Origin of the sequence: Hymenobacter plasmatis (assembly GCF_020711255.1) — a bacterium.
In the GTDB taxonomy this organism is placed as follows: Bacteria; Bacteroidota; Bacteroidia; order Cytophagales; family Hymenobacteraceae; genus Hymenobacter.
In genome coordinates this window covers 24996-46235 of sequence record NZ_JAJFAW010000027.1, presented here as the reverse complement: position 1 = coordinate 46235, position 21240 = coordinate 24996, and the positions used below count along the sequence as shown (strand labels likewise).

Annotated in this window: 20 protein-coding genes; 5 read left to right on the top strand and 15 right to left on the bottom strand. The window is 61.7% G+C overall.

Annotation, left to right across the window (positions count from 1 at the left end; translation table 11 throughout):
- Window positions 1-13: 13 nt before the first annotated feature.
- The 3 genes from LJ738_RS17595 (at window position 14) to LJ738_RS17585 (ending at window position 3659) form a co-directional block, all read left to right on the top strand.
- Window positions 14-829: an energy transducer TonB gene (locus tag LJ738_RS17595; protein ID WP_227787673.1), complete on the top strand. Its 816-nt coding sequence runs from the start codon at window positions 14-16 to the stop codon at window positions 827-829.
- Window positions 830-928: 99 nt separating this feature from the next.
- Window positions 929-2446, top strand: a complete 1518-nt coding sequence (locus tag LJ738_RS17590) for a DNA integrity scanning protein DisA nucleotide-binding domain protein (RefSeq protein ID WP_227787672.1) — start codon at window positions 929-931, stop codon at window positions 2444-2446.
- Window positions 2447-2555: 109 nt separating this feature from the next.
- Entirely contained in the window at window positions 2556-3659 is a 1104-nt protein-coding gene (locus tag LJ738_RS17585) for an alpha/beta fold hydrolase (protein ID WP_227787671.1), read from the top strand.
- Window positions 3660-3857: 198 nt separating this feature from the next.
- On the opposite strand, the gene LJ738_RS17580 is transcribed toward LJ738_RS17585, so the two are convergent.
- From LJ738_RS17580 to LJ738_RS17555, 6 genes are all read right to left on the bottom strand, one after another.
- Complete coding sequence (locus LJ738_RS17580; RefSeq protein ID WP_227787670.1) at window positions 3858-5450, bottom strand: amidase family protein; 1593 nt, start codon at window positions 5448-5450, stop codon at window positions 3858-3860.
- A 179-nt stretch (window positions 5451-5629) separates the two neighbouring features.
- Window positions 5630-6124: a PaaI family thioesterase gene (locus tag LJ738_RS17575; RefSeq protein ID WP_227787669.1), complete on the bottom strand. Its 495-nt coding sequence runs from the start codon at window positions 6122-6124 to the stop codon at window positions 5630-5632.
- A 23-nt stretch (window positions 6125-6147) separates the two neighbouring features.
- Window positions 6148-6693: a PPC domain-containing DNA-binding protein gene (locus LJ738_RS17570; RefSeq protein WP_227787668.1), complete on the bottom strand. Its 546-nt coding sequence runs from the start codon at window positions 6691-6693 to the stop codon at window positions 6148-6150.
- Between the two features lie 47 nt (window positions 6694-6740).
- Window positions 6741-8012 carry a hypothetical protein gene (locus LJ738_RS17565; RefSeq protein ID WP_227787667.1) on the bottom strand — a complete coding sequence of 424 codons (1272 nt, stop codon included), beginning with the start codon at window positions 8010-8012 and terminating at the stop codon, window positions 6741-6743.
- 8 nt (window positions 8013-8020) lie between these two features.
- On the bottom strand, window positions 8021-8803 hold the full coding sequence (locus LJ738_RS17560) for a hypothetical protein (protein ID WP_227787666.1): 783 nt from the start codon (window positions 8801-8803) through the stop codon (window positions 8021-8023).
- Between the two features lie 137 nt (window positions 8804-8940).
- Window positions 8941-9513 carry an RNA polymerase sigma factor gene (locus LJ738_RS17555; protein ID WP_068191824.1) on the bottom strand — a complete coding sequence of 191 codons (573 nt, stop codon included), beginning with the start codon at window positions 9511-9513 and terminating at the stop codon, window positions 8941-8943.
- Window positions 9514-9651: 138 nt separating this feature from the next.
- On the opposite strand from LJ738_RS17555, the gene LJ738_RS17550 reads away from it, so the two are divergent.
- Window positions 9652-10191 carry a hypothetical protein gene (locus LJ738_RS17550; RefSeq protein WP_227787665.1) on the top strand — a complete coding sequence of 180 codons (540 nt, stop codon included), beginning with the start codon at window positions 9652-9654 and terminating at the stop codon, window positions 10189-10191.
- 104 nt (window positions 10192-10295) lie between these two features.
- Here LJ738_RS17550 and amaB read toward each other — a convergent pair whose 3' ends face one another.
- The 8 genes from amaB to deoC all read right to left on the bottom strand — a co-directional run bounded on the left by amaB (window position 10296) and on the right by deoC (window position 18782).
- A complete protein-coding gene (amaB, locus tag LJ738_RS17545) occupies window positions 10296-11903 on the bottom strand; it encodes an L-piperidine-6-carboxylate dehydrogenase (protein ID WP_227787664.1) in 1608 nt (535 codons plus the stop codon).
- A gap of 149 nt (window positions 11904-12052) precedes the next feature.
- Window positions 12053-12508: a hypothetical protein gene (locus tag LJ738_RS17540; protein ID WP_227787663.1), complete on the bottom strand. Its 456-nt coding sequence runs from the start codon at window positions 12506-12508 to the stop codon at window positions 12053-12055.
- 267 nt (window positions 12509-12775) lie between these two features.
- Window positions 12776-14278, bottom strand: a complete 1503-nt coding sequence (locus LJ738_RS17535) for a Do family serine endopeptidase (RefSeq protein ID WP_227787662.1) — start codon at window positions 14276-14278, stop codon at window positions 12776-12778.
- A gap of 238 nt (window positions 14279-14516) precedes the next feature.
- Window positions 14517-15038 carry an Hsp20/alpha crystallin family protein gene (locus tag LJ738_RS17530; RefSeq protein ID WP_227787661.1) on the bottom strand — a complete coding sequence of 174 codons (522 nt, stop codon included), beginning with the start codon at window positions 15036-15038 and terminating at the stop codon, window positions 14517-14519.
- Window positions 15039-15281: 243 nt separating this feature from the next.
- Window positions 15282-16133, bottom strand: a complete 852-nt coding sequence (locus tag LJ738_RS17525; RefSeq protein WP_227787660.1) for a hypothetical protein — start codon at window positions 16131-16133, stop codon at window positions 15282-15284.
- Between the two features lie 36 nt (window positions 16134-16169).
- Window positions 16170-17360, bottom strand: coding sequence for a M20 metallopeptidase family protein (locus LJ738_RS17520; protein WP_227787659.1), 1191 nt, complete (start codon window positions 17358-17360; stop codon window positions 16170-16172).
- 209 nt (window positions 17361-17569) lie between these two features.
- Entirely contained in the window at window positions 17570-18133 is a 564-nt protein-coding gene (locus LJ738_RS17515) for a hypothetical protein (protein ID WP_227787658.1), read from the bottom strand.
- Window positions 18114-18782, bottom strand: a complete 669-nt coding sequence (deoC, locus tag LJ738_RS17510; protein ID WP_227787657.1) for a deoxyribose-phosphate aldolase — start codon at window positions 18780-18782, stop codon at window positions 18114-18116. The genes LJ738_RS17515 and deoC overlap by 20 nt, the downstream gene beginning before the upstream one ends.
- Before the next feature lie 234 nt (window positions 18783-19016).
- On the opposite strand from deoC, the gene LJ738_RS17505 reads away from it, so the two are divergent.
- Window positions 19017-19457 (top strand): hypothetical protein, encoded by a 441-nt coding sequence (locus LJ738_RS17505; RefSeq protein WP_227787656.1) that lies wholly within the window; start codon window positions 19017-19019, stop codon window positions 19455-19457.
- 5 nt (window positions 19458-19462) lie between these two features.
- Here the strand turns inward: LJ738_RS17505 and LJ738_RS17500 are convergent, their stop codons facing one another.
- Window positions 19463-21058 carry a T9SS type A sorting domain-containing protein gene (locus LJ738_RS17500; RefSeq protein ID WP_227787655.1) on the bottom strand — a complete coding sequence of 532 codons (1596 nt, stop codon included), beginning with the start codon at window positions 21056-21058 and terminating at the stop codon, window positions 19463-19465.
- Window positions 21059-21240: the final 182 nt, after the last annotated feature.

The following is a 21240-nucleotide window of genomic DNA, read 5'->3' as shown; positions in this document are numbered from 1 at the left end:
CTTCATATCCCGCATGAAATCCCCGCTGCTCCTACTGTTGAGCTGCCTCTGCTTTTTTAGCATGAGTGCCCAGGCTCAGAAGCGCAAGATGCCGCCCAAGCCGTCGGCCTCGCAAGTGTACGACTCGGTAGCTCAACCCGCCGTGCCCATTGGAGGCACCGAGCGCTACGCCCAGTTTCTGGCCTCCCACCAAAAATACCCCACCAACGCCATGCTCAAAGGCATTCAGGGCACGGTGAAGGTCAGCTTTATCGTAGAGAAAACCGGCACCGTAAACGACGTAAAAGTGGAAACGCCGGTGTCGCCGGAACTCGACGCCGAAGCCATTCGCCTGATTAAAAGCGGCCCGAAATGGACGCCCGCCAAGCACCTGCGCAACCAGGTGGTGCGGCAGCGCGTGGTGGTGCCGGTGTCGTTTGTGATGTCGCCGGGCAGCGAAGTGGTGCGCACTACGGCCAAGGAGCGGCCCATCACCACCTCGGCCGCCGACATTGCCGCCTCGGCCAACCCCGACCGTCCTGCCGTGGTGGCGCCCGACCGGCCCACGCAACCCGTGGGCGGCAACCAGGCATTTTTCGACTGGATTGAAAAAAATCAGAAATACCCGTTGCTGGCCCGCCAGCGCAAGATTCAGGGCAAGGTTATGGTCGAGTTTGTGGTACAAACCGATGGCAGCCTGACCGATGCCCGCGTGGTAAAGCGAATGGGCTCCGGCCTCGACGAAGAAGCGTTGCGCCTCATCAAGGCCGCGCCGAAGTGGGAGCCGGCCATTTACCAGGGCAAGCCAATAAAGCAAAAGATGGTGTTGCCGGTTCTATTCCAATTGTAGCCGGGGCGCGGGGCGGCGCCTTGCTTTTTACCGGGCACTGGGCACAATCCTACCGTATTCTTGTTCATTGACGCAGAGCCCTGCTTTGCGCCGACGCCTATGTCTTCCCTTGCCCTCGCTCCTGCTCCCACCCTGCTCTGGCCCCACCAAACGCGCTACCACAAAGCCGCGCAAGCCCTGGCGCAGGACCTGTTCGATGCCCTCGACGACGACCTGAAGCCGCAGGTGGTGCTGCTGGCCCTGCCCACCGACCCCGCCCTGCCTGCCCGCTGCCTCGAGCCGGAAGACTGCGGCCTGCCCGCCGCGCCCTTTGCCGATGCCGTGGCCCGCGGCCGGGTTATCCAGAGCACCACGCCCCGCCCCTACCCCGAGCGCGACGACGCCACCCCGGCCATGATTCGGCGCAAGCACGAGGGCCTGGGCGTGCGCGACGCCGTGCAGGAAACCCTCGACGCGCTCGATGAGCACGCCACCCACCAGCACTTTGCCGGCTGGCCGGTCGAAATTCGCGGCTATTTTGTGGTGACGGTGCTGCGCCTGCAGCGCAAGCCGCTGCGGGCGTATCCATCGCTGCGCCCCTACCGCTTCTATACCGATGGCCGGCCGCTGGCCCCGTCGCTGCTGGTAGCGGCCATGTACCGCTTCAACGAAGAAGGCGTAAAGGCGCTGAGCGAGGCCGAGCCGGGCGCCAGCATTTTCATTCGCCCCCGCGAAAGCGAAGAGCTGCTGCGCGGCGCCGGCAAAACCCTGCTCGACACCCCCGCCCAGGCCCTGGGCCTCGACCCGGCCAACACCAAGCTGTTTGCCACCTGCAACACCATCAGCAGCCTGCGCTACGAGGGCGCCGAGGGCGTGGGCAAGATGCTGCTGGCCCGCCGCGGTCACCCCAACGTGGAGGAAATCTTCGCCCTCACCTGCCCCACCGAGCTCACGGACTACCGCGCCGTGCGCAAGCTGCTGGAAATGACCACCCCTGACGTGCACCTGCTTGCCGACGGCGACAACGTATACGCCCTGGGCCGCCAGATAGGGCAGTACGACGCCGTGCGCGAGGACCTGTTCGTCATCAGCTTCGTTACGCACTACTCCTGGGAGCTGCAGCACGCCGGCCACGTCCTGCTGCGCTCGCACTATGGCCTGCCCGGCCTGCCGCGCACCCGCCTCAGCCGCACCAGCTTCCGGCGCGCCCTCAAGCACACCTTCGGCCTCACCGACGCCCCCAAAGTGGAGCGCCTCTGGGACGTGGTGCTCGAAGCCAGCCGCCAGAAGCACGGCACCCTACTGGTCATCACCACCGAGGCGCTGGCCGAAGCCGACCGGCTCAAGCTGCAGTGCACGCTCATTGAGCCGGTGCCGCTCACGCCGCTCATCACCCGCCTGGTCACCAGCATCGATGGGGCCGTGCTGCTCGACCCCGAAGGCTACTGCTATTCCATCGGCGTCATCCTCGACGGCCGCGCCTCGGGCCGCGGCGACAGCACCCGCGGCGCCCGCTACAACTCGGCCCTGCGCTACGTGGAAAGCTCCGATTACCCGTGCCTGGCCGTGGTAGTGAGCGAAGACGGCCTGGTGGATGTGATTACCAGCGAGCGGGAGCCTAAGGAGATGAAATTGTAGCGGTGGTGAGGTTCCACAGGAACAAGGTCTAGCATTTGGAATTCGCTTTTTCTGCGCGTCATTTGAGAGCATCTAGCTCAATTTGGCGCTTTAGCGATTACCTACTGCCATGGCCTTTTCTCGATTCGGTTTCCTTCTCACTTTCTGCCTGGTGCTACTGCAAGCGCCTGGCCACGCGCAAGCCCGCTACCCGGCGCCGGTAGAAGGTGATTTTGTGTTGCCTCAGTTTCGGTTTGTGAGTGGCGAAACGTTGCCCACACTGAACGTGCATTACACCACGGTGGGCCAGCCGCGCAAAGACCGCAGCGGCAAGGTGGCGAATGCCGTCGTGATAATGCACGGCACCACGGGCGCGGGCAATAATTTTCTGAGCGAGCAGTTTGCCGGCCGCCTGTTTGGGCCGGGGCAGCTGCTGGATGCGGCCAAATACTACATCATCCTGCCCGATGCCATCGGCCACGGCAAGTCCAGCAAGCCCAGCAACGGGCTGCGCATGCAATTCCCGAAGTACACCTACGACGACATGGTGGTGGCCGACTACCGGTTGCTCACCGAAAAGCTGGGCGTTGGGCACGCACGCCTGATAATGGGAACGTCCATGGGCGGCATGGAAACCTGGGTGTGGGGCTATAAATACCCCGATTTTATGGATGCGCTGATGCCGCTGGCCAGCCTGCCGGTAGAAATTGCCGGCCGCAACCGCATGCTCCGCAAAATGGCCATCGACCTGATTGAGATGGACCCCGAATGGAAAGGCGGCGCCTACACCACCCAGCCCAAAACCGGCCTCACCGGGGCCATATCATCGCTGATTTTCATGACCAGTAGCCCCAAGCAAATGCAGAAGGCGGCGCCCACCCGCGAGCTGGCCGAAGCAGCCCTGGCCAAAACCGAGGCGCGCTTTTTCAGCTCACTGGATGCCAACGACATGATTTATCAATTTGACGCCTCCCGCGACTATAACCCCGCGCCGCACCTGGCCGCCATTAAGGCGCCGCTGTTCGCCATCAATTCTGCCGATGACCAGGTGAACCCGCCTGAGCTGGGCATCCTGGAAGTCGAAATTAAGAAGGTGCCCAAAGGCCGCTACATCCTGCTGCCCATCACCGACCTAACCACCGGCCACGGCACCCACTCCAACCCCGCCATCTGGGGCAGCTACCTGCAGGAACTTTTGGCGCTGACGGAAAAGGGCAAGACCGTTTCTAACTAGCCCAGTTGAGCTAGTTGGGCTGGATGTTGAGCTCGCATTAACCGCTTGTTATGCCCCGCGCCGCCTGTCATGCAGAGCGAAGCGAAGCATCTTCTCACGCCTGACCGTTCCTCGGCGATAAGATGCTTCGCTGCGCTCTGCATGACAGGCGGCGCGGACATGCTACAGTTGAGCTACTTGAGCTACTTGAGCTAAATATTACTGCGCAGCCGTGGCCGTCTTAGGCAGCGCCGGAAACTTAGCGGGAGCCTTCCGGTGATGCGTCGCCTGCTCATAGGCATACACATACTTTATCAGCGTGGCTTCATCGAAGGAGCGGCCCAGGAACTGCAGCCCGGCGGGCAGGCTGTCGTAGGTAAAGCCCATGGGCACGGTGAAGGCGGGCTGGCCCGTGTGCGGGGCTATTAGCTGGCTGTTGTCGCCGCGGTAGCCTTTGAAGTCGCCCACTTTGGCGGGCGGGTTGTTCCAGGTCGGGTACACTAGGGCCCCGACCTTGTTTTGGTCCATTACGGCGGTCACGGCATTGCGGAAGGCAATGCGGCGCGGGTCGGTGTAGGCCTCGCCGCAGCCGGCGGCACTTGGGCTGGGCACCACACCGTGGGACAGCTCATCCTGCAGGTTTTCTTTGATGTAGGCAGAGTACTTGCCCGAGGCCAGCACCTCATCGATGTTTTTGACCGGAGCGCCGGGGCCCAGCTCGGCTAGGTACTGGTTGATGTCGTGCTTAAAAACCGAGCACCACTGGTTCTTGCTCACTTTGTCAAAATCCGGAATTTCCACGTCTACTACCACGGCGCCGGCTTTGCGGAGGTCGGCCACGGCTTGCTCAAAAACGGCCTTCACCTGGGGGTCGGGGCTGCGCTCACTCAGCGTGCGCAGTACCCCAATCCGGGCCCCTTTTAGGCCCTTCTTGTCCAGAAACTGCCGGTAGCCACCCTGCGGTTCCTTGCCGGCGCTGTAGGAAGTAAGCGGGTCGGCGGGGTCGGGGCCGGCCATTACTTCGAGCAGGCGCGTGGCGTCGGCCACGGTTCGGCACATGGGCCCGCCGGTGTCGTTGCGCAGGTAGAGCGGCGCAATGCCGGCCCGGCTCAGCAGCCCCAGCGTGGGCCGGAAGCCCACCAGGGCATTGTGCGACGAAGGCCCACGGATGGAGTTGCCTGTGTCGGTGCCCAGCCCCACGGTGCCCAGGCTGGCGGCCACGGCCGCCGCGGTGCCGCCGCTCGAGCCCGCCGGCACGTGCTCCAGGTTGTACGGGTTGCGGGTTTCGCCCGCAATGGAGCTAATGGTGACCATGGGGCTGAAGGCCCACTCGGCCATATTGGACTTGGCCAGCACGATGGCGCCCGCCGCTTTCAGGGCCCTTACCATCGAGGCATCTTTGCCGGGCGCAAAGCCTTTGAGGGCCAGCGAACCCGCCGTGGTTTGCAAGCCGGCGGTGTTGTAGTTGTCCTTCACAATCACCGGAATGCAATGCAGTGGCCGCATCTGGCCCGTGCGGCGGTACTCCGCATCCAGCTGCCGGGCGGTTTCCAACGCCGCCGGATTGGTCACCACGATGGCATTGAGCCGGGTGGGCTGGTCGTAGGCCGCGATGCGGGCCAGGTAAGCGCCCACCACTTGCTCGCAGTTGCAGTCGCCGCGCTTTAGTGCTCCTTGAATGTCCTCTATGGACGCTTCGGTCACCTCAAAAGGCTGGGCTTTGGCATTGGGCTGGCGCTGGGAATGGCCGCAGCCACTGCCCAAGCAGATGCCTAGCACTAGCAGCAGAAGGGCGCTGAGTTTATGGAGCATACGAATTGGGGAAAAGCAACGGCCGGCGCCGGGAACAAAGCGTCCCAACGCCGGCCGAAAGTAAAACCTATTTATTCAGATTTCCCGGGTTTTTGCACCATTTTGTGTTTGGGTGTTTGTGCCTTGCGGAGTCAGGCTCAGAATGAGGTTTTCAGCCCAACCCAGCAGCGCTCAATGCCCTAGCGCTTCGCCCGAAACGACCAGGTGAGGCGGAAGACAGCTACCACGTCGCCGGCCTCGTCTACGCCGGTGCTGGTGCACACCACGGTGCGGCCTTCGCCGGTGGCGCGGCTCTCGGCTACGGCTTGGGCGATAAGTGGGCCATCGGGGCAGGTGAAGGCAATCAACCCCACGGCTTTCTTGGTGAAGTCGCCCTCCAGCTTCACCACCAGCATCGACACCGGGCCACCGGCCTGCACGTGCATCATGGCCTGAATGCCGCTGGCAAACTCGGCCGCCATGGCCAGGCAGGCGAAATAGATGCTGCGAAACGGGTTTTGCGTCAGAAACTTAAAGCGGATGGTCACCACCGCCTGCTCCGGCGTGAGCTGCCGGAGGCGCAGGCCCGCCAGCCAGGCCATGGGCAGCTTCTGCATCAAAAACAGCCGCAGCTTCAGGGGGATGAGGACCTGCCGACGAAAGGCAGCGGCTTGGGGAGTATCGGCAACGGTCATAAACGGCTCGTAATCGGTTGGGCTCACTTCTTCTTTTGCGGCACTCCTTTCCCCGAAGCAGGCGCCGGGTGCACCACCAACTCCTGGTAGCCAAACGTGGGGTCGGTTTCGCGCCGGAAATCCAGCTCAGGCAGTTCTCCCAGCACAATTTCGGCGGTGGTGTACACGCGGCAGCCATCCAGCAAGTGCCCGCCGATGGTGCGGCCGGTGCTGTCGGACACGGCCAGGTGCAGGTGCGAGCCGTTGGTTGAGAGCGTGCCGACCAAGGACACGATTTCGAAATGGCCCCGGTACTCGGTGGAGCCTTCCTGGTTGGCCAGCCGCAGCGTGGTCACCGTGAGGCTGCCCACGCAGGTGAGCATGGTGCCGGCCACAATGTGGTGCGCCTCCACAAAGGCCGTGAGCTGCTGGCGCAGGTCATCGCCGGGGTGCAGGCGCAGGGCATACGTTCGAAGAACTGACGGTTGGGCCACGGGCACGGCAGAAGTGGGTTGGGGTTTGCCGGCATTGTGCTGGGCCACCAAGGGGTACGCACCAAGCAGAAGCAGCGGAAGCAGCAGGCGAATCATGGCCGAAGGTAAGCGGACGCTCCGCTTCAGCTTGGGCTTCTGCCCTCCTACTTGCTAAACCGCACGGTGCCGTAGCGCACCTTGATGTTGACATTGCCGGCGTTGCGGCCGGGCGCTGCCCCGCCGTATACGCCCAGCACGTCGCTGGTCTGCGGGCCGTTTTCCTGCGACAGCACCCGGACCATGTTTTTATCCACCAGCATCTGGCCCTGCTCGGTGCTCACATCGAACCGGAAGCTGGGGGCCTCGGCAAAGCCCAGGCGAATGGTGCTGAAGCCGCCGTCGAGGTTCACCTGGCGGAAATTGGCGCCCATGTCGCGCACCACAAAATCGGGGCAGTAGCGCAGGGCCATGTCAATGCCCTGGTCGAGCCGGTCGATGGTAAACCGGGAGTAGCCCGACGAGCCGCGCAGGTTGCGCACCGTGCCCAGGGCCACGTCGCCGTACTTGCTGTGCACCGTCAGGTCCTGCACGGTGCCCATGTCCACGTCGGAGTGGTTGTTGCGCAGGTCCACGGTCTTGCCTTCGTCGAGGCGCAGGCGGGCGTAGCTGGCGTCGATGCTGGCGCGGCCGGCGTAGGCAATGCTGCAGTCGCCGTTGCCGATGTGCACGAAGTTTTGCTGGCCTTCGAGGCGGCCAGTGCGCAGGGCGCCGTATTCCACGGCCAGCTCCGTGGGGCCGGTTAAGTCGCCGGTCACGGTCACTTCGCCGAAGCTGTTGAACACGTGCAGCGCCGTGGTGCGGGGCAGCCACACGGTATAGTTTACTTCGTAGCGGCAGCCCCCGGCCCGCCCGCGCAGCACCGGGCCAAACTTGGTGCTCACGGCCACGCCGCCGGTGCGGGCATCGTAGTCCAGCCATTCCACGCCCAGCGCATCGAGCACCTGGCGGGCGCCGGCTTCGGTTTCGGAGCGGGCCACCAGTTCGGCTTCTACCTTGATTTCCTTTTTATTCCAGGGGTTGATTTGCACCCGGCCGTAGCGCGTATTGAGCGAGAAAGCCCGGCCCGCTTTCGGCACGGCGTAGCTGCGGCTCAGGCGCCGGCGCTGCTCGGCCTGCAGGTTCAGGCCGTCCTGGTCGCGGGTCTGTTCGGGCTGAGAGCAGCTTGGCTGCGGACCATCTGGCTGCACACTCTGCGACGAGCCAGACAAGTAGTCATCGCTGACAAATGCCTCTATGGCCAGGGACTGGGCGGGCAAGCAGGCGCCCACGGGTACCCACTGGCGGGACGTTGGGCTGGCCGTACCCGCCGTGGGGTTCAGCAACCCGGCCAGCGCGAGTGCGGCCAGCCCAACTACCCGCCAAAATCCAAGAGACATGCGCTTTTTCATCGGGATGAATGCTGGCTATCGGCCAGTACAAAGGAGCCGGTACTACGTTCTTCTTCCTGCGGGGCCGTGCCTATGTGCAGCTGCTGGTCCAGGATATCGAGTCGAATTTGCAGGTTGCGGTTCATGGCCGTGAGCACGGCATCGGGCTGCGGATGGTGGAGCAGCTCCACCTTCAGCTTGCGATAGCTCGAGTCGAGCGACACCAGTTCCCGCTGCCAGTCGGCGTTCATGCCAGCTACCCCGGGGCCTTTCAGCTCCCGCAGCTCGCTTTGGCGGCGCGCCAGCTGGGTGGTGTAGTACGCTTCCATGCCGCGCACGGCGCGCACCAGCTGGCTATCGGCGCCGATGGTGCGGTCGGTGGCAGCCATGGCCACGGGGTTGCCGCCTTGGTAGAGGGCCGCATCCGGAGCTTCGGGGGCGCTGGTTGAGCTGGCCGGGCTGGTGGCCGCGGTCAGCTCCGCGGGAGCGGCGTGTCTCGTTTTCCAGGCCTCACTGGCCCCGGCCGCAAACACCAGCAGCGCCAGTGCGGCAGCCACTCCGTAGCGCTGCAGCCAGCTGGCAGGCCGCACCGGACCAGCGGCAGCTACTGCCACGGCCTGGGGAGCCAGCTGGCCGGCATCGGCCCGGCGCATGGCCGGCGGCACAGAGGGCGCGGCAGCCGGGTCGGCCAACTTTTGCTCCAGCGCGGCCCACAGGTCGGGGCGCGGCTCGTGCGTGTCGAAATCGGCACGGTGCCGCTCGACGAAGTTTTCCAATGAATTATTCTTTTTAGTGTCCATGAATGAAAAGCAGACGCACGGTTCTTCCAGGTTCAAAATGGGTAGCGGGGATATATAGAACCGCGACCGAGCGAAAAAGGATGAAGGGTAGTGAAAGGTTATGTGATTAATTATAACGATAGATAGCTATTTATTAGTTAACTGAGCCCGCGCTGCGCGGCCAGCTCCCGCAGCCGAACCCGGGCCCGGCTGTATTGGGACTTGGAAGTGGATTCGGAAATGCCCAGGATGCCGGCTATTTCGAGATGGTCGTAGCCTTCCAGCAGGTAGAGGCTGAGCACCACCCGGTAGCCATCGGGCAGCTCCTGGATGCAGCGACGCAGCACGTCGGCGCGGTAATGGGTTTCGGCTTCTTCTTCGTAGGAAGCGCCGGCGGGCTCTGCCGGTTCCTCGTGGTGCTGCTCGCCCAGCGGCACCAGCGCCAACCGCCGCTGCCGCAGGCAATTGATGCTTTTGTTGACCACGATGCGCTTGAGCCACGCCCCAAACGAGGAATCACCCTTGTAGCCGCTCAGCTCCCGAAAAGCACTCAGGAACGACTCCTGCAGCACATCTTCGGCTTCGGCGTAGTCGCCGGTGATGCGCAGGGCCGCGTTGAACATGGCCTTGGCGTAGCGACGGTAAATCTCGGCCTGGGCCTGGCGGTCGTTCAGGCGGCAGCGCTCCACCAGGGGCGCATTGATGTCAACGTATGCAACGGCAGCTTCCATGCAGATAGGTGGATTAAGAGGCTTAAGCAAGCAAAGGACTGTGCACCGGGCATAAGGGTTGCACCTGTATTACCCGCCCGTAACTTGCTTGCAAATTACTCTTCTACCATGGTAAAGCCTATACTACCTTTCATTCATTTGCCCTTGCTGCTCCTGGTGTCGGCGGTGCTTTTTAGCAGCTGTTCCAAGAAGGAAACCGAGCCCACCATTGACTTCGGAGCCGATGAGGGCATTACCTACCGCGACGCCAGCAACATGCCCAACGGCCCGCAGGATCCGACCGACTGGACCTCGGATGCTACCTGGAACGCGCAGGAGCGCGCCCTGTTCCCCGAAATAAACTTTGACCTGAACGGCCCCCAACAGCCGGCGCTCGTCGGCGCCCGCCAAGCTTTCCCCAACCCCGCCCTCGCCGGCCAGGCCAACTGGACCCTGCAAACGCAGCGAGGCCCCGGCGGGGGCGCCGCCACCTACACCCTACGCGTCGTTTTTGTCAACCGCAAGTACCAGGTGCTGCAACGGCTTGAGCCAGTAAACTTGATTTTGAGCCAGTCCTACATGTTTGATTACGCCAAAATGGGCGCTCCCGCAAAAGAGGTTTTTCGCATTTATTACGTTGTCAACAACGCCGATGGCCTCGTGTACAAAGGCCACGGTGACCTCTGCTATGGTCAGTAAAAAACTGCTGGCCTGGGCTATTTTACACTCTTAATAAAAATCAGAAAGGCCCACCTGCAGTAGCAGGTGGGCCTTTCTTTAGCTAGGAGCAAAAGCCCCAGCCGCTAGATATCAAACTTAATACCCTGCGCCAGCGGTAGCTCAGCAGAGTAGTTGATGGTATTGGTCTGGCGGCGCATGTAGACTTTCCAGGCGTCGGAGCCGGACTCGCGGCCGCCGCCGGTTTCCTTTTCGCCGCCGAACGCGCCGCCGATTTCAGCTCCACTGGTGCCGATGTTCACGTTGGCAATGCCGCAGTCGGAGCCGGTGGCGGCCAGGAAGGCTTCGGCCTCGCGCATGTTCAGAGTGAAGATGCTGCTCGACAGGCCCTGGCGTACGTCGTTTTGCAGCTCAATGGCGTTCTGCACGTCGCCGCTGTACTTGATTAGGTAGAGAATGGGCGCAAAGGTTTCTTCCTGCACCGTCTGGTAGTGGTTTTCCACTTCCACCAGCGCGGGCTGCACGTAGTGGCCGCCGTGCAGCTCGGCGCCGCTCAGCACCTGACCGCCGGTGAGCAGTTTGCCCCCCTCGGCCTGCACTTTGGTGAGGGCGTCTTCGAACATCTTCACCGCGTCGGCGTCAATCAGCGGGCCCACCAGGGTGCCCTCCTGGAGGGGGTGGCCGATGGGCAGCTTGGGGTAAATTGCCAGCAGGCGGTTTTTCACTTCCTCGTAAATGCCTTCTTCGATGATGACGCGGCGCGTGCTGGTGCAGCGCTGCCCGGCCGTGCCCACGGCGCCAAACACAATGGCGCGGATGGCAATGTCGAGGTCGGCGTTTTTGGTAACGATGATGGCGTTGTTGCCACCGAGCTCCAGCAGGGCGCGGCCCAGGCGGGCGCCTACCACCTCCCCTACTTTGCGGCCCATGCGGGTGCTGCCCGTGGCCGATACCAGCGGCACGCGCTTGTCGGCGGCCATGGCGGCCCCAACGTCAGCCCCACCGATAACGAGGTTGAATACGCCCTCGGGGATGTCGTTATCGGCCAGTACCTCGCGGATGATGTGCTGCACGGCTACGGCTGTGAGCGGGGTTTTCTCCGAGGGTTTCCAGATGCTTACATCGCCGCACACGGCGGCCAGCATGGCGTTCCAGCTCCACACGGCCACCGGGAAGTTGAAGGCCGAAATAATGCCCACAATGCCCAGCGGGTGGTACTGCTCGTACATGCGGTGCGCCGGGCGCTCCGAGTGCATGGTGAGGCCGTGCAGCTGGCGCGAGAGGCCCACGGCAAAGTCGCAGATGTCAATCATCTCCTGCACTTCGCCAAGGCCTTCCTGCAGGATTTTGCCCATTTCGGCGCTCACCAGCTTGCCCAGCGGCTCCTTGTACTCGCGCAGCTTGTTGCTAATCTGGCGCACGATGTCGCCGCGCTTGGGGGCCGGCACCAGGCGCCAGGTCTTGAACGCCTCCTGGGCGGTTTTTACTACCGTATCGTAGTCGTCAGGGGTAGCGAAGGCTACGCTGGCAATGGGGCGGCCATCGGCGGGAGCCAGCACCGTGCGGCGGTTGGCGGTGGCGTGGCCGCCCCAGCTGCGGCCGGTGCAATAGGCCGCATTGTCGGCTTCGATGTGCAACTGGCGCAGTACGTCCTGAATGCCGTGGGGGTCGGTGTGTGGGTGCGCAACGGTTACGTCGGCGGCCGAGGTGGCTTCTTCGAGGGCTAGCTTCATGAGGAAAGGGCGGGAATACGGTGGGAGGATGCTCCCACAAATCTACGGAAAGCCAACTCCCGCCACCAACCGCGGCCGTAACCGCCCGCATTGCCCATTATCCACCCATCCCAGCTCAATTTTCCCCTGGGCACCGCCCCAGGCCCCAATTAGCCCAACCGGCTCTTTTCGCGCACCCGCACGCCGGCCCGCTCCTGCTGGTCGGTGAGCCAAGTCATGGCCTCGGCTTCGTCGTCGTAAAACAGCGGGTACGAATCGAGGGTGGCCGCGTGGCGTAGGTGCAGCTCCATTTCGGCGCTTTCGGCGGCCACGCGCTGGTGCGGGCCGGCCAGGTAAGCGGTGAACAGCGGCCCGCCCAGCGCCGAGGCTATCTGGGGCGAAAACTGGTCGCGAAACCACTCGTTCAGGTCGGGGCCGGCCAGCGGGCGCCGGCGCAGGTCCAACAGCCAGAAGCGGCAGTTGCCGTTGGCTTTGGCTGCGGCGAGCATGGCCTCGTAGGTGCCCTGCAGTTCGGGCGGAGGCAAGGCCTGCAACCACCGGCCGATTAGGATGCCTAAATCGGGGCGGTACTCTAGAGAAAAGGCGCTGGTTGGAAATGTCGGCACGGACACGGCAAATAAGCTATTCTGGGTAGCTATACGTGCTCAATAAAACCGGGTTTTCCTATGTTAGGCCACACCGGCTAGTTGAGCTAACATGTTTAGATGTTGTCCAGCAGAAGCTTTTGGTATATTTAGCTCAGGTTATATAGAGCGGCGACTGCCCTAATTGGGCGCGGTAGGGAGTCTTCCTCCTCTTCGCCCAAAAGCACACAAAAAAGCCCCTGCCGAAACCGGCAGGGGCTTTTTTTTCGATTCAAGACATCAGCTGGATTACTCCTGGCCGATGGGGTAGTAAGCCTTGCGCCCATCGGGATACACGCCTTCTACCAGCGCGCCCGATTTGTCGCGGGCCTCGTCAAGATACTGCTTCACGTCGGCAGGCTTGGTCACCTGATTTTTGTCGATGCGGGTGATGATGAAGCCATCGCCCATGCCCGTTTCGCGGAAGTTGCTGCCCTTGATGCCGCTGATTTTGGCACCGCCTTCCAGGCCCAGCTTGGCTTGCTCCCGGGCGGGCACGGCCGCAATGGTCGCACCCTCGTACTTGATGGAGGCCAAAGTCGGCTCTTCGCGCACCACCGAGGTAGTGCCGGTGGCGTTGCGCAGAACGGCCGTCACCTCGCTGGGCGTGTTGCCGCGCACATAGTTCACTTTAATCTTATCGCCAGGGCGGAAACGCGCCACTTGCTCCTGCAGCTGCGAGGAAGTGTTCACGGCCACGCCGTTGATTTGGGTGATGATGTCGCCCATCTTCAGGCCGGCCGCGGCGCCAGCGCTGCTCTCGCTAAAGCCCTGCACGTACACGCCGTTCAAGGTATTGAGCTTCTTCTCGGAAGCCAGCTTGGCGTCAACTTCCTGAATCTGCACGCCGAGCAGGGCGCGCTGTACCACTTTGTATTTCAGCAGGTCGTCGACCACTTTGCTGGCCAACGAGCTGGGAATGGCGAAGGCATAGCCCTCAAACGAGCCCGTGTGCGAGGCAATGGCCGAGTTGATGCCAATCAGGTCGCCATTCAGGTTCACGAGGGCGCCGCCCGAGTTGCCGGGGTTCACCACGGCATCGGTCTGGATAAACGACTCGATGCCCATGTTGTCTTTGCGGCGCAGGATATCAATGTTCCGGCCCTTGGCCGAAACTATACCGGCCGTTACGGTCGAGTTCAGGTTGAAGGGGTTGCCCACGGCGAGCACCCACTGGCCCACTTTCACGTCGTCGGAGTTGCCGTACTTCACGAAGGGCAGGTTGTCGGCTTTCACTTTCAGCACGGCGAGGTCGGTGTTGGGGTCGGCCCCCACCAGCTCGGCTTCGAACTTGCGCTTGTCGTCGAGCACCACCTCAATCTTGGAGGCCTTGTCGATGACGTGGTTATTGGTTACGATATAGCCGTTGGCGGCGATAATCACGCCCGAGCCCGAACCCTGGCCACCGCCCTGGGGCTGCTGGCCGTGAAACTGCTCAAGCTGGTCGCCAAAAAACTGGCGCAGAAACGGGTCCATCTGCTGCTGGCGCTGGTCAACGGCCGGCGCGGCGTATTCGGTCATCACGTGTACTACGGCCGGGGTCACGGCGGCCGCGGCAGCTACGAAGTTCAGTCCTTCGGGTACGGCGTAAGTGCTGCTCCGCATTTCGGAGGTATAACGTACCTGGGGGTCAGCAGCTACGGCTTGGGGCACCACGGGGATTGGCTCCAACAGCTTGTATCCCCCCACGGCCACGCCTCCGCCAAGAATGGCAGAACCGAACAGGCCGAGCATCATTTGTTTTGCTTGCATGGGTAAGGAAAAATGAGAGGGTGATTTGGGTTAATGAAGAACCTAATTTAAGGAACCAAGGATGAAAACCGAATGAGCGCCACTGGCATTATTTTTCGGTAACGTCCGAAGGATTCGCTTTCGTGTCTCAGGGTTGCTTTTAGCAGAAAAAGGGCCAATTGGAGCAACTACGCCAACAACACCGACGGAAGCAAAAAAGGCACCCCGCAGAGCGCCTTTCTTGCAAAACCGGTCGCTATTAGCGGATTTCAATGTGCTGCTTGGTTACTTTTTCGGTGTCGAAAGGCAGAGTCACGCGCAGGATGCCATCCGTCAGCTCCGCGCCAATGCCTTTCACGTTTACCGTTTCGGGCAGGCGGAAGCGGCGGGAGAACGCGCCGTAGCTGGTTTCCACGCGGCGGAATTTGGGAGCGGCGGGGACTTCCGGAGTTACCACGGCTGGTTTGGTTTCGTCAGCGGCAGTGATTTCGGTGGCGGTTGCAGCGGCTTCCTTGGCAGCAGAAGCTGGGTTGGGCCGGGCGCCGGATATCACCAGCTCGCCGTCGAGAAATTCAATGGTTACCGCTTCCTTCTTCACGCCGGGCAGGGCCAACTGTAGCTCAAAGCCTTCGGCCGTTTCCAGAATGTCAGCGGCGGGGGTAAAAGCGGGCGTGGGTTGCGCAGTGGTAGTCTGCGGGTCGCGTAGCATGTCGGCGAGCATGGCGCTCAAGGCACGGCTAGGACGCAACGAAGGGCGGGGGTTATAGAGCAAAGTGGCCATGTAAATGGTAAGAAGAATTAAGGTTTGCAGAAAAGACGTGCCGTGCATCGGCACACCTCTCTTTCCTTAAAATCTATACCAATTGAGCTACCGCGTCAAATGAAGACATTTTGTCTTTATTTACTAAATACTCCCGACGCCCTCAACTTACGTTGAAGTCAAAAATGTCATTTCAAGCGCCTCAATCCTCTTTTCAGCGCAGCGCAAACCCAGCCATTATGTCACAATTCGACTAAGTGTAAGCTAGTGCTGGGTGGGCAACTGCTGTCTTTCGAACACGGCCTTGCCCTGGAACAGCGTGAACCGGGCATCAATCCCAATGACCGGAGTAGTCAAATTGAGCCGCGCGGCGGGGATGGTCACGTTGCCGTTGACATCCGTTTGGGCGAGGGTGAAGCTGTAGCGCGTTTGGGAAGCCACCCATGGCGTGATGTCGAAATGGTCGCTGACCCGGCAGCCCAATTCGGCGCGGGCGCTGGTGAAGTCAATGCTCCGCTGCTTGGCGTCGGTGTTGGACTTAAGCAGGCGTATGCGGGTGGCCGCTTCGTAGCTCAGGCGGGGGCGCAGGGCAAAGCCGCTGCTGCCCACGGGCACCAGCTTCTCCAGGTCGACGCGCAGGCGGGCCCAGTTTTGCCCATCGGGGCCGGGGCCGCCCACGTAGCCGGCGTTGTTGGGCAAGGTACGCTCCAGGCTCAGGCGTTGCCCAAACGTGAGGCCTGCCAGGCTGCTGCGGTGCCGCAGCAGCGCTTCGGGCACCAGCACCAGCCGCCGGAATCCCATGGCCTCGAGCCGCAGCGTGCCGCCGCCGCTCCAATGCTCGCTCCAGAAATGCTCGTACCCCAGCGTGACGCGCCGCTCGTCGAAACCCAGCCGACGGGCATCGCCGTTGTAGCTGGCCACTTCCAGGTCGCGCTGGCCGCGCAGGCCCAGGAACAGATAATCGCCGTTTTTGAGCGCCAGTTCGGCCTGTAGTTCGGGCCAGAGCTGCAGGTCCAGGGTGGCGCGGCGGGTTTGGGCGGCAGCCGGTTGGGCCAGCAGCAGGCCAGCGGTCAGCACGGCAGCGCCCCAGCGGGCAAAAGAATACCAGTATTTCATAGTTGCAAGGTAATGGTAGCGCCCGGCCGGGTTGGGCTATTTCGCGGCCAACTCTTTAATGGCCAGCCACGCCATCAGGCCCGGCCCGGTGGCCAGGGCTTTTTCGTCGATGTCGAAGGTGGGGGTGTGCACCGAGGAAGCAAAGCGGCCGTCTTCGTGCCGGGTGCCAAGGCGGTAAAAGCAGGCTGGCGCCGCTTGGGAGAAGTAGGCAAAATCCTCGGCGGCCATCCACTGGTCCAGCTCCACCACGTTTTCGGGGCCCAGGAATTCTTCGGCAGCCGCTTTTACGCGGGCCGTGAGTTGCGGCTCGTTTTCGAGGTAGGGATAGCCATGGCGGATTTCCAGCTCGCACACGGCGCCCATGCTCTCGGCCAGGCCTTCGCAGAGGCGGCGCAGGTGCTGGTGGGCCTCGGCGCGCCACTCCTCGTTGAGGGTGCGGAACGTGCCTTCGATGTATACTTCGTTGGGAATAACGTTGGTGGCACCGTTGGCGATTACCTTGCCGAAGCTGAGTACCGACGGGATTTTGGGGCTGGCGCGGCGGCTCACTATCTGCTGCGCGGCCACGATGATGTGGGCTGCCACCAGCACGGGGTCGAGGTTCATTTCGGGCATGGCGCCGTGGCCGCCCTTGCCCCGCACGGTCAGGTACAGCTCGTCGGTGCTGGCCATGTAGCGGCCCGAGCGAATGCCCACTTTGCCCGCTGGCAGGTGCGGAAACACATGCTGCCCGAGCACACTCGTCACCTTGGGGTTTTCCAGCACGCCTTCCTTTATCATCAGCGAAGCGCCGCCCGGCAGCCGCTCTTCCCCGGGCTGAAACATCAGCTTGATGGTGCCCCGGAACTCCCCCTTCAGGTCGTTGAGAATGCGGGCTGCACCCAGCAGTGACGCCGTGTGCACGTCGTGGCCGCAGGCGTGCATCACGCCAGGGTTGGTAGACTTGTACGGCACGTCGTTGGTTTCCTGGATGGGCAGGGCGTCCATATCGGCCCGCAGGGCGATGGTGGGCCCGCCGGGCTGGCCCTCAATCAGGGCGAGTACACCGGTATTGGCAATAGGCCGGGGACTAAGGCCCATCTTTTCCAGCTCCCGCGTAACGAAAGCGGCCGTTTGGGTTTCTTCAAACGACAGCTCGGGGTGGGCGTGCAGGTGGTGGCGAATGGCCACGGTATCGGCGGCGTACTGAGCAGCAAGGCGCTGGATTTGGGGAAGAAGCTCGGTCATGGCTTGGGAATTGAACGGCAACTCCCCTCCTTACCAAGGAGGGGATGTTCGAGCCAACGGCTCGGACGGGGGTGGTTGAGCCGTTGAACGATGTAAGAACGACTCGGCTGTAAATCGTTTGCCCATGGTTCAACGACCCAAACACCCCAGCTAGCGCGTCGCGCCAGCGTCCCCTCCTTGATAAGGAGGGGAGTTTTGTTCTGCTAGGGTTAGGGGTTCTTATTCAGCAGCACCTGCGTGGATTCCAGCTCCAGCTTCGGGGCCAGGCCGCGCAGCTTGGCAAGGCCGCGCGCGGCATCGAGCTTGGTGAGATAATCGCCGATGTAAAGGCGGTAAACTGGCGACTTAAACGTGATGTAGTCGGTTTCATCCGGGTAGCGGCCGATGATGTTGCGGCGAATGGCCATCACTTTATCGCGCTCCAAGCCCAGGTACACCAGAATGCGGTAGCCCTGAGCATACTTCACGTTCTGGTTGGTGTAGGCCTGGTCGCGCAGCCGCTGCTCAATCTGCGCATTCACCTGGTTGGTGGGCGCTACCATGGTTTTCACGGGAGCTGCAGCCGGCCCGGCTTTGGGCATGCTAAACACGGGCCGGTACTTCGTCACGTCCTCCGCCGGCATGGTGGCGGGGGTAGCCGCGGTGCCGGCCGACTTCTTCAGCGTGGTATCGGCTGGGGAGCTGGCACGCGGGGATTTCGGAGCGGTGCTACCGCAAGCTGCCAGGGTCAGCAGCAGGGAGGCCAATAGCATCTTAGGCAGCAGTTGTTTCATCGTTTTCAGCAATCAGGGCCACACTATTGGACGAGCCGATGCGGTCGGCACCCGCCGCAATCATTGCCAGTGCCGCGGCACGGGTGCGAATGCCTCCAGCGGCTTTGATGCGTACGTTTTCGGGCAATACACGGCGCATGAGCGTCACGTCTTCCACCGAAGCGCCACGGCTGGCAAAGCCGGTAGAGGTTTTTACAAAATCCGCTTCGCCACCCACGCACAACTGGCAAGCCAGCTCAATTTCGGCTTCCGAAAGCAGGGCGGTTTCAATGATGACCTTGAGCAAAGCCTGGTGCACGTGACACAAATCGGCCAAGTCCAGGATTTCGGCCTGCACCATTTCCGCTTTGCCCGATTTCAGCGCCCCGATGTTAATGACCATGTCCAGCTCCGTGGCCCCGTCGTACAGCGCCACTTCGGCTTCCTTGAACTTCACACTGGAAGTAGAGTAGCCCAACGGGAACCCAATCACCGTGCACACGGCCACGCTGGTGCCGGCCAGCTTCTCGGTGGCCAGCGCTACATAGCACGGCGGCACGCACACACTGGCGAAGCTGTGCGCAGCGGCCTCTTCGCATAGATGTAATATCTGCGCCTCGGTAGCATCGGGGCGCAGCAGGGTGTGGTCAATTCGGGCGGCGAGCGTCATGGGGCAAAGGTAGGGTGAATGGACTATGCATACGGCGCTGTTTACAGTACGGGCCGCTTGCCTCCCATTACTAAAACCGATACTTATGGTATGCGGCCCGCGCAGTAGTGCTTGCCCTTACAATTGAGCTAAGCATGCGCTGCCCCTCATGCGCTGCCCTTTTGAATGGCGGCAGGCCACAGTTCAAATACACAGCAGACTAGCGCTACATTTACTTACTTTATTATCAGAACCATGCCCACGTCATTTTCCGATGTATTTGCGCTGAACTACGAGACTCGGACCAACCTGCTGGTGGGCCGCTGGCTGAGCAACGTGCCCGACCACATCCTGCATCCGCCGCAGCAAGAGTTGCTGAGTGCCGCGATTAAACACAACCGCTGCCGCTTCTGGCTGCTCGATATGCGCAGCCAGGACCAGTACTCCCCTGCCCTACTGGACTGGCTCAAAGAACTGCTGGCCGAACAGGTGGTAATGGTGCTGGGCTCGCCGGTGTTTCTGGCCTGCGTGGCCAGCGAAAGCCACCGCGAGGAAATCGGGAGCATCGCCACCGAAACGCTGCTGCGCCAACAGGCCCAGCACGAGTTCTACCCCTACTTCTTCAACGACGAAGCCGCTGCCCGCGAGTGGCTGGCCGATAGCCAAGTGTATAGCCATCGCCCGCCCCAGCGCTAGCATCTTTACTCTACCACGAGGCGGCGCGTGTCCGTGCGGCTGCCAGAGGTTAGCCGCACGGCATACAGGCCAGCCGGCAGGCCAGTAAGGTCAAGCTCCACCTGCCGGTCACTAGCTGAAATGGCAGCGATTTGAGTCCGCACGCTACGGCCAAGTGCGTCGAGCACAGTGAGCGTGGCGGAAGTAGCCCCCGGAACGGCGGGCACCAGCACGGTGGCCTTGATATGAGCCGGATTGGGAAACACGCTTACTCCCTCCAGCCAGGTTGGGGAAGTCGTAGCCAACGTGATAACTTCAGGCAAGTAAGCCAGATAGGCAACCGAGGAAGTGCTCGATAGCCCACTAATAGTATAGTTGCCAAAATTTGCTGGGGGCTGCAGCAAGCCAGCTACGTACACGCTGGTGTTACTTACCGCTACTTCATTGGCTTGGTCACTGTTCGAGCCACCAGCTTGCTGCGCCCAGGCGAAAGTGCCAGTTGCGCCTGCATCTGTTAGCTTGGACACAAACACATCCGGGTTGATGCCATTATAGCCGACATTGGTCAAAATCGAGTTTCCAAAGGAAATCTTGTCGCTACTGAAGTTGCCAGCCAGGTACACGTACGAGCCGTTAAGGGCCATGGAATTGACAAAATCATTGCTTGGGCCGCCGGCTTGCCGCGCCCAGGTAAAGCTGCCAGTGGTACCCGCATCGGTAAGCTTAGTCACGAATAAGTCGGTTGCCTGGCTCCCGACTGGAGTTGCGTTGGTCAGGGTAGCACTGCCAAAGCTGGCCGTGCTGCTTTCGAAAGTACCAGCCACGTACACGTTTGGGCCATTTACGCTCATTGCCACGGCGCGGTCATTGCTTGGCCCACCGGCTCCCTGGGCCCACACAAAGCTCGCGGAAGTCCCGGCATCGCTGAGTTTGGCCACAACCACATCGCTAAGGCCCGCATTGGCAAGGGTGCTGCCTCCAAAGCTGGCTGTGGGGCTGGTGGTGCTTCCGGCTACATACACACTGGTACCTTGCACGGCCACGGCTTGGGCAAAATCGTCAGCCACGCCGCCTGCCCGCAGTGCCCACACATAATTGCTGCTCGTACCCGCATCGCTGAGCTTGGCCACATACATGTCCTGGCTGCCCGCGCTGCTCAGTTGCACGCTGCCAAAACGAGCTGTAGCACCGGAAAAACTGCCAGCCACATACACGCTGGCTCCATTTACAACCAAGGCCCGGGCATCGTCCTCTGTGGGGCCTCCGGCCTGTTGGGCCCAAGTAAAGCTGGCGTTGGTACCGGTATCCGTAAGCTTGGCTATGAAGCCGTCGCCGTCGCCAGCACTTACCAGACTCGCGCTGCCGAAGTCGATTGTGCTATTGAAGCTTCCGGCTAGGTAAATGCCGGTTCCCTGCACCGCCATAGAATTAACGGTAAGGAAGGCTGAAGTTCCGCCTCCCGCGAGCCGTTGGGCCCATACGAAGCTATTGGTACTGCTGCTCCACTTGGCTAAGTACAGCTCTGAAGTGCTGCCAGTGTTCGTCAAGGTGGTACTGCCAAACTGAACGGTGCCGCGGAACACGCCAGCGAGGTAAACGTTGCCACTGGCATCGGTTGCCATTGCACTGGCATTGGAAGAGCTATTAATCGCCTGCCCGGGGGCTACTGCGTTTTGCCAAGCGGGGGCTTGTGCATGAGTTTGCGGTTGGGCTATTAGAACAAGCCAGAGAGCGGCAGCTTGCCACCCGCGCAAACAAGAGAAGATGTGTTTCATCAGCAGACTGTTTTGGTAGAAGTTGGAAT

Excerpts from the sequence above, each read along its gene's own strand:
- LJ738_RS17595 (WP_227787673.1), top strand. The coding sequence starts at position 14 with ATGAAATCCCCGCTGCTCCTACTGTTGAGCTGCCTCTGCTTTTTTAGC.
- LJ738_RS17530 (WP_227787661.1), bottom strand. The coding sequence starts at position 15,038 with ATGGCCACTTTGCTCTATAACCCCCGCCCTTCGTTGCGTCCTAGCCGT.
- LJ738_RS17505 (WP_227787656.1), top strand. The coding sequence starts at position 19,017 with ATGCCCACGTCATTTTCCGATGTATTTGCGCTGAACTACGAGACTCGG.
- LJ738_RS17585 (WP_227787671.1), top strand. The coding sequence starts at position 2,556 with ATGGCCTTTTCTCGATTCGGTTTCCTTCTCACTTTCTGCCTGGTGCTA.
- LJ738_RS17560 (WP_227787666.1), bottom strand. The coding sequence starts at position 8,803 with ATGGACACTAAAAAGAATAATTCATTGGAAAACTTCGTCGAGCGGCAC.
- LJ738_RS17520 (WP_227787659.1), bottom strand. The coding sequence starts at position 17,360 with ATGACCGAGCTTCTTCCCCAAATCCAGCGCCTTGCTGCTCAGTACGCC.
- LJ738_RS17535 (WP_227787662.1), bottom strand. The coding sequence starts at position 14,278 with ATGCAAGCAAAACAAATGATGCTCGGCCTGTTCGGTTCTGCCATTCTT.
- LJ738_RS17515 (WP_227787658.1), bottom strand. The coding sequence starts at position 18,133 with ATGAAACAACTGCTGCCTAAGATGCTATTGGCCTCCCTGCTGCTGACC.
- LJ738_RS17575 (WP_227787669.1), bottom strand. The coding sequence starts at position 6,124 with ATGACCGTTGCCGATACTCCCCAAGCCGCTGCCTTTCGTCGGCAGGTC.
- LJ738_RS17565 (WP_227787667.1), bottom strand. The coding sequence starts at position 8,012 with ATGTCTCTTGGATTTTGGCGGGTAGTTGGGCTGGCCGCACTCGCGCTG.
- LJ738_RS17590 (WP_227787672.1), top strand. The coding sequence starts at position 929 with ATGTCTTCCCTTGCCCTCGCTCCTGCTCCCACCCTGCTCTGGCCCCAC.
- LJ738_RS17525 (WP_227787660.1), bottom strand. The coding sequence starts at position 16,133 with ATGAAATACTGGTATTCTTTTGCCCGCTGGGGCGCTGCCGTGCTGACC.
- LJ738_RS17555 (WP_068191824.1), bottom strand. The coding sequence starts at position 9,513 with ATGGAAGCTGCCGTTGCATACGTTGACATCAATGCGCCCCTGGTGGAG.
- LJ738_RS17500 (WP_227787655.1), bottom strand. The coding sequence starts at position 21,058 with ATGGCAACCGATGCCAGTGGCAACGTTTACCTCGCTGGCGTGTTCCGC.
- LJ738_RS17570 (WP_227787668.1), bottom strand. The coding sequence starts at position 6,693 with ATGATTCGCCTGCTGCTTCCGCTGCTTCTGCTTGGTGCGTACCCCTTG.
- amaB (WP_227787664.1), bottom strand. The coding sequence starts at position 11,903 with ATGAAGCTAGCCCTCGAAGAAGCCACCTCGGCCGCCGACGTAACCGTT.
- deoC (WP_227787657.1), bottom strand. The coding sequence starts at position 18,782 with ATGACGCTCGCCGCCCGAATTGACCACACCCTGCTGCGCCCCGATGCT.
- LJ738_RS17580 (WP_227787670.1), bottom strand. The coding sequence starts at position 5,450 with ATGCTCCATAAACTCAGCGCCCTTCTGCTGCTAGTGCTAGGCATCTGC.